Genomic DNA, 6,333 nt, shown 5'->3' with positions numbered 1-6,333 from the left:
TTGACTTGTATTTCTTTGACAAGACGCCTCTCACTGCGAATTCCAAATATATACCCAATAAATAACATCTTAAAAAGAACAACTGGATCAATTGCTGGACGACCATTGTTCTCACAGTAAAGATGCTTGGTCTTCTCTCGAATAAATGAAAAGTCGATAAACTTATTTATTTTTCGAAGTAAATGGTTTTCAGGAACCAGCTCTTCAATTGTTACTAGCTCAACAGTGACTTGCTTTTGATCAGATTTTTTTAACATGCAAATAATATAAAAAAGTCCCCGCCAAAAGGCGAGGACTTTGTCATCAATCTGAGGGACCGCCAAAAGCGGTCCCTTTTCTTGTTTCCGCGCAGTTTCTGTATATATAGGAACGCTATATATCTACTACGGTGTTGGGAGGTGCTGGCAGGCCTATATATAGGGCTTCACACTGCATGTTTTTCCGAGCATCCGCTGTAACCAGGAAACGGCTCCGTATATATAGGCTAAAGCAAAAAGCCGCGTCGTCCGATATTGTGTTTCCACTGCAAAAAAACAGGAGTCACAATGGAAACACGCGTCATCACGATTCCGTTTGATCGGGATAAGGGAGTTTTTCAGGACGAACAGTATCGCAAGTTCATCATGAACAAGGAAATCCGGTCATCGCGGCCCGAATTCTTCCAGGTCGGCACCAAGGCGTATTGGACCGTGTTTCTTGAATACGAGCTTGTTCTCGAAGCCGAACCAAGCCGCGCTGGCTCCCCCACGCTGAGTGAGCCTGAAAAATTTTTCTTTGATAAGCTCCGTGTCTGGAGAAAGGAAAAAGCGGAACGGGAAGGAATTCCTACATACGTTATCGCCACCAACAGCGAGTTGATGGAGGTGATCAAAAAAACTTTTACAAAGCGTCTTTTTTGCAGCTACGGCATGACGAGGTTGAGAAGATGGTTTTGGACGAAAAGGGTGAGCTTTGCATCAAATTCAAAAACGGTGTTTATTCTGTATATCAGTGGTCCGGGAAGTCCTTTGACCACCGCGTGTCATTCACGTTCGAGAGCCTGGACAGCTGGACTATTGGACCCCGCATCGTTTTTTCGACCAGGCCGTGCTCACTCCGCCCTCACACTTGCCATACTATGAAATAGAGAAATACGGTCAAGTCTCCTTCAGTCAACTTTCAGACGTCTATCAGAGGCCAGACTTGGTCAACGCCTCTTTCCAATAAAACGCTTCCTGCTGCGAACGCTGCGGGCGTCAGCATCGTCGAAGCGCTTAGGTCTCCGCCCCCGACAGTTTCCATTTCAGCGGAACATCAGAATGGTGGCTTCGTTGAGGTCAAGGATGTCGTTGCCTCGACAGGTGGAGAAATCGGCGACGTGCGCATTTTTCACAACGGCAAACTGGCTTGGTCCAAAGGCTATTTTCAGGACCGAAAGGATGAGCCCCTGCTGGCCTCGGCTCAGACGAAGAACGGGAGGAGGCTGGTTCGGCAGGATGTGTCCTCCTTGAACAACATCCGCTATTAGGAGGGCCACCCGTCTCTTTCTTCAGCGGGAAAGAGACGGATGGCAGGCACTCGCACTGTCGCTGTTTTTTCGCACACAATGAGAGAACTACGGTGAACTCAGCACCCGCTTCAAGCCAAGCCTAGGCTCTACACCTGGAAATCAATCTTGCGAGACCGACCAAATACGGTAGGTAACATTCACAAATGTATGTATAAAAGAGAAAGAACCACACAGAATTTGCTCAGGTCCATATCCCGATTCTATTACCGTCGATAAGACCAACTCACACACAACTACTACATTTCTTTATAGTATATACTTCCATCGTTATCTCGGTAAAAAATATGCCTTGCACTATATCCAAAAAGATATTCGCCATTCTCGAGCGGTTGTTTCTTCAAGGTCTTTGTGTTTAAAATACAACCACCACTAATAATTTCTGTACCGCACTTCCCAAGGTAATAGCTAGTTTTTCCGCCTATACTTGCGGCATCATGTCCGTCAACGTCAAAAACATAAAGCTTATGTTCATCATTAAAAGTTTCTTGATTTGAACCCAGTTTCTCCCACCATGTATCTGTTGCAAAGTACACCTTATTATCCATACAAACTACGTTACCACTAGCATATTGCTGTTGTGCACTGACTATACCTAGCGCCCAGAGAACAGTGCCAGTATTACTCAATTTTTTAACATTTATATGCATAATCTCCTTACCGTTCTTTCCATTGAGATCATATTGCATCAAGCTGAGCCTGCCATCCTTTTTTTTTGTGGCAAATATATAGTCATCTGTCCTGTCAGCTGAAGACACATAATCATCGATTGTGGCAAAAAAGTCGTGTTGACCTCTGACGGTTGTCATATTGTTCTCATACTTTGTATAGCATCCATGGAAATTATTTCCAGCCTGAGCTTGAGACCAATACTCTGGCAATTTTTCCTGTTGAATCTCTTTCATAGTGATATCATCATAAAATTTAAAAGAATATTCTCCAATCCATGCAGAAGACGCAACGGCCACACCGACAATATCACCAATCGCAATAACATAAGGATTTGTAACTGTAGTTTTAGTTAAATAAGTGTATTCAGATCGAATTGTCATCGGAGGTTGTTGCACCATATTTGCTACACATCCATTAAAAAATATCAGCAACATGAACAAAGACAAAAGTTTAAAACAAGATTTCATTTTGCTTTCCCTTTGATTTATAATTTTTTTTACACACACAGAATTTCTGCACTTTCAACGGCAAATAGTTCTGGCTCTCCAATAACCAGCGACAATCCTTTTGACAACGCCATATCTCCTTTTGCTATTTTATGTATATTTCCTTGGATATTGACATACCATATTGATCTGAGCTGGCATAAAAGCCATAGACTCCCCTATCATTGCTATCAACAGTCAATACTCCCTGCGCATTTGTTTTGAACTCCCCCATGTCTTCCCCATTTATTACCACTTTTACCTGCAGATCAGAGAGGGCATGCTCTTCAACTACTTGCGCAGAACTAACAGAAACGGGGTTGTCAGCGATAGACTGTGCAAAACTATCGGGGGACAACAGAATGATGGGCAAAAAGAGCCCTGCACTGTATACCACTGCTGATATCTGGTTCTCCGTAGCATATTTTGACCGTTTGAAGTTCACAGCAGATGTTATATTAAATTTGGCGATCTGAACTTTGAAGACAAAACTGGACGGGCTATCGGAAATCTTTTCACAAGTAATTATATAGGGTATTCTTATAGAGTATGTCGTTGACTGAGAGGCAAAAAGTAAAGCGGGTGTAAACAAAAGAGTTATAATAATGCTAATAATCATACGCATAATAATCCTCCTTTACCACTTCCCCATTGTCGATAGCCATCAAAAAGATTGTACACCGATTATTCAGTAAGAAATTATTTGAGCACTCCTGAACATATTCAAAACGCCCGCGTGCTGCTTGCACCATCCCTAATCGGTAAAGAATAATAGCTAAGTTGAAATTTCGATAATAATATTGATAGTCCAACTCGGGATAATATTTGTTTAATTCATTCAAAGCAAATAGTGCAGTTCCATAATGCTTGTGCAAGTACGCCCAGTAAGCAATTTGCCAGTGGACCCAGTACGCTCGTGGTGTTTTGTTTGCGTTATGAATAAGTGGTATAAGAGTTTTTGCCTCAGGCGCATCCGGGCTATACATTCCATCAGAATAAAGTCCATACGGTGAATTCTGATACACCTTTGTGCCACTACAGCCACAAAGCAACGCCACACACAAAACGACAAGCACAGCGATGAAGGGCCTCATTATTCTCTTAACTCCTTTTTTATCTTTTCCATTTGTTTCTGGATCTGCTGAATTTCATCATCGGTTGCGGACATTGCATTTGCTATTTTTAGTCGTTTGTAAGCCACACCATAGCGTCCTGCGCTTATGTCTATCCGCGCTTCTTGCAGAAGATCTCTGACGGATTTTTTCGTAAGCTCATCCTTACTTGGAGGGATAAAATAGAAGTCATTGAGCAAAGAGGAACGTTCCCAGGGAATTTGCTGTTGTCGACTCTCTTTTAACACCGCCACCCGGACCTTTTTGAAGATCTCTTCAATACTTAAGCCAGGTCCGGCAAGGTAGCGCAGAAGGTACTGCGTATATAGACCGTGCGTTGCCTCCCCATCCGAAGCTGGTTGACCGGGGCTAGTTGAAAAAGCAATGAATGTTCCGGAAGCCCCCTTCATAGGGGCCAGCCCTTTATTCCGCATCTTAATGGTCAAGCCCCGAATAGCCCTGTTGCTGCCTGAATAGTTTGCTGTGGACGCATCATACGGATTGACTCGACAGGCATCTAAAATTAGGATGTTAGTATTGCCTTTTATTTCAAGACAACTGAGAATTTCGTCAAGGCAAAGAGACTGTGCTGGCACCCCCGCCTCACTGCTGGCCCTAAAGCTCACAGGTAGGAGATAATTTTTACCTTCCATTTGGACGGCATGCCCAGCATAATAGAATACGACTATGGAATTTTCTGTATTCGCGTGTGCAGCAAGACGCTGTATTGCCTCAATCATGCCAGCCTGGCTCACATTCTCGAGTTCCGTCACATTGAAATTCAATTTTTGCAACTCATGAGCCATTCCCCTGACATCATTTATAGGGTTACGGAGAGGGGCAAAAGCATAGTTGGCGTTGCCTATAAGTAGTGCCAAGCGCAATGGGTTAGCCGAAGCCCAAGACCCGGAACTCAGCAAAAGAATGAAACAAATAGTAAAAGCCGCAGCCTGTCGAAAACTCTGATTCTTTAGGGAACGGCGAACGCCAAGCGAGCTACGACAACAGTTTAACAAAAAGACTCTCCCTTATTTGCGCATCAAAAAATTGAGACGATGCAACCCATCTTGGACTAGCTCTCTGTAAAAAATATCCAGTCCTTCTTCGCACGATACATATCCTGCACACCAGACAATCACCATTTAATACAATATGAAATACAAAAAGTGAAGGGTTTATCGGAGAATGCTTGCCACATGGTTCACCTGCGCAGATCGTCAACAATCTGCAATATTGATAGAAGCAATGGGGGACGGTAATCCCCCCATTTCTTGGGTTCATCCGGCTAAAGCGTACTTCGATTCATGAATGCCCATGATCCTGAGCTTGAAGAACTCAGTATCCCGATAGCCGTATGCCTGTCGTTTCAGTGTTTTGATCTTGTTGTTCGTGCCTTCGATGGGGCCTGACGAGATGAGGTGATCGTAGTAAGCGAGGATGCCGAAGCGATGTGCTGCAAGCGTCCTCGCCATGACCTGCAAAGGTCGAATTTCCGAGGCTTCGGCCCTGGCTATCCAGTCAGCGATAACCTTCTTCGCTGTTGCCTTGTCCGGCTGTGACCAGAGTTGTCGTAAGTCTTCTTTCAGATAATAGGCTGTTGCCAACGATTTGTTCAGCCGCAATGCCTCGTCCAGCCGCTGCTTTTCATCACGGCTTTCATCCAGGTTCTCCGGGTTCTTCAGGAGAATCCACCGTGTACCTTTTACTGCCTTCCTTTCAAGCGGCGATGTGAGTTCCCGAAAGAGTTGCCGCCGAATCTGGGTAATCTTTTCATTCATCAGTTTGACCACATGAAATCGGTCAAACACGATAGCCGTGTCGGGCAGACTTTCCATGACAGCGCTGATGTAGCCTGCGTTCATGTCCGTGGCCACAGCCTCAATCTTGGCTCTTGTCTTCTTGAGTCGGTTCCAGAATGGCATGAGCGTTTCTCGGCTTCGCCCCTCACCGACGAAAAAAACCGCGCCGCTTTCGAGGTCCATGACCAGCGTCAAATATTTCTGTCCTTTGCGGACGCTGATTTCGTCGATGGCGATGTACTTGAGCTTCCCCAATTTTGGCTTTGCGAAACGGCGAAACAGATACCGTTTGAAGATTGATTTGATGGTATCCCAACCGACGCCGAGAAGGTCAGCCACATCTTGAATGGTCATTTTCTTCGCCAAGGCGAGGGTATATCGCTCAAAGGCCTTGGTATACCAACGCCTTGGCTCAGCAATTTGAATGTCGATCAAGCGAATGACGCCGCAATTGCGACATCCTATCCGCTGTTCGGGAATGACCAGCCAGACAGGCTTGAAACCGATGGGCACAGTCTGAACCCATCTCTCGGCAAAGCCGTGGCGAATGATGTTTCTGGAATGACAGCAAGGACAACGAATCAAGCCATCCTTGGGCTGTACTTTCAGGATGATATTGCCTGCGATGAAATCTTGGCGAACGTAGTCGTAGCCTCGCAGGCCGAACGCGTGGTAGATGAAACTCGTGGACATGGTGATTACTCCTCCCGATGCTCAGT

At 45.0% G+C, this 6,333-nt stretch carries 7 protein-coding genes; 1 reads left to right on the top strand and 6 read right to left on the bottom strand.

Annotated features, from left to right (window positions below):
• Nucleotides 1-257, bottom strand: a 257-nt coding sequence (locus tag G496_RS0105560; RefSeq protein ID WP_169725736.1) for a transposase, incomplete at its 3' end; no start/stop codon positions are given.
• Between the two features lie 288 nt (nucleotides 258-545).
• On the opposite strand from G496_RS0105560, the gene G496_RS20455 reads away from it, so the two are divergent.
• Nucleotides 546-1,121 (top strand): HRDC domain-containing protein, encoded by a 576-nt coding sequence (locus G496_RS20455; RefSeq protein ID WP_051294848.1) that lies wholly within the window; start codon nucleotides 546-548, stop codon nucleotides 1,119-1,121.
• Nucleotides 1,122-1,785: 664 nt separating this feature from the next.
• On the opposite strand, the gene G496_RS0105545 is transcribed toward G496_RS20455, so the two are convergent.
• From G496_RS0105545 to G496_RS0105525, 5 genes are all read right to left on the bottom strand, one after another.
• Complete coding sequence (locus G496_RS0105545; protein WP_027178410.1) at nucleotides 1,786-2,685, bottom strand: hypothetical protein; 900 nt, start codon at nucleotides 2,683-2,685, stop codon at nucleotides 1,786-1,788.
• A 124-nt stretch (nucleotides 2,686-2,809) separates the two neighbouring features.
• Nucleotides 2,810-3,328 carry a hypothetical protein gene (locus tag G496_RS0105540; RefSeq protein WP_027178409.1) on the bottom strand — a complete coding sequence of 173 codons (519 nt, stop codon included), beginning with the start codon at nucleotides 3,326-3,328 and terminating at the stop codon, nucleotides 2,810-2,812.
• The gene (locus G496_RS0105535; RefSeq protein ID WP_027178408.1) at nucleotides 3,312-3,797 is read right to left on the bottom strand and encodes a hypothetical protein; all 486 of its coding nucleotides are present in this window, start codon (nucleotides 3,795-3,797) and stop codon (nucleotides 3,312-3,314) included. Before G496_RS0105535 ends, G496_RS0105540 begins: the two co-directional genes overlap by 17 nt.
• Nucleotides 3,797-4,693: a caspase family protein gene (locus tag G496_RS18930; RefSeq protein WP_245577871.1), complete on the bottom strand. Its 897-nt coding sequence runs from the start codon at nucleotides 4,691-4,693 to the stop codon at nucleotides 3,797-3,799. The genes G496_RS0105535 and G496_RS18930 overlap by 1 nt, the downstream gene beginning before the upstream one ends.
• Nucleotides 4,694-5,092: 399 nt before the next feature.
• Nucleotides 5,093-6,307 carry an ISL3 family transposase gene (locus G496_RS0105525; RefSeq protein WP_027178407.1) on the bottom strand — a complete coding sequence of 405 codons (1,215 nt, stop codon included), beginning with the start codon at nucleotides 6,305-6,307 and terminating at the stop codon, nucleotides 5,093-5,095.
• Nucleotides 6,308-6,333: the final 26 nt, after the last annotated feature.

It is taken from the genome of Maridesulfovibrio bastinii DSM 16055, from assembly GCF_000429985.1.
GTDB classification, from domain to species: domain Bacteria; phylum Desulfobacterota; class Desulfovibrionia; order Desulfovibrionales; family Desulfovibrionaceae; genus Maridesulfovibrio; species Maridesulfovibrio bastinii.
The sequence above is the reverse complement of the archived record's forward strand: the minus strand, read 5'-3'. Positions and strand labels throughout refer to the sequence as shown.

Coding starts and splice junctions, on each gene's coding strand:
- G496_RS20455 (WP_051294848.1), top strand. CDS start 546: ATGGAAACACGCGTCATCACGATTCCGTTTGATCGGGATAAGGGAGTT.
- G496_RS0105545 (WP_027178410.1), bottom strand. CDS start 2,685: ATGAAATCTTGTTTTAAACTTTTGTCTTTGTTCATGTTGCTGATATTT.
- G496_RS0105540 (WP_027178409.1), bottom strand. CDS start 3,328: ATGCGTATGATTATTAGCATTATTATAACTCTTTTGTTTACACCCGCT.
- G496_RS0105535 (WP_027178408.1), bottom strand. CDS start 3,797: ATGAGGCCCTTCATCGCTGTGCTTGTCGTTTTGTGTGTGGCGTTGCTT.
- G496_RS0105525 (WP_027178407.1), bottom strand. CDS start 6,307: ATGTCCACGAGTTTCATCTACCACGCGTTCGGCCTGCGAGGCTACGAC.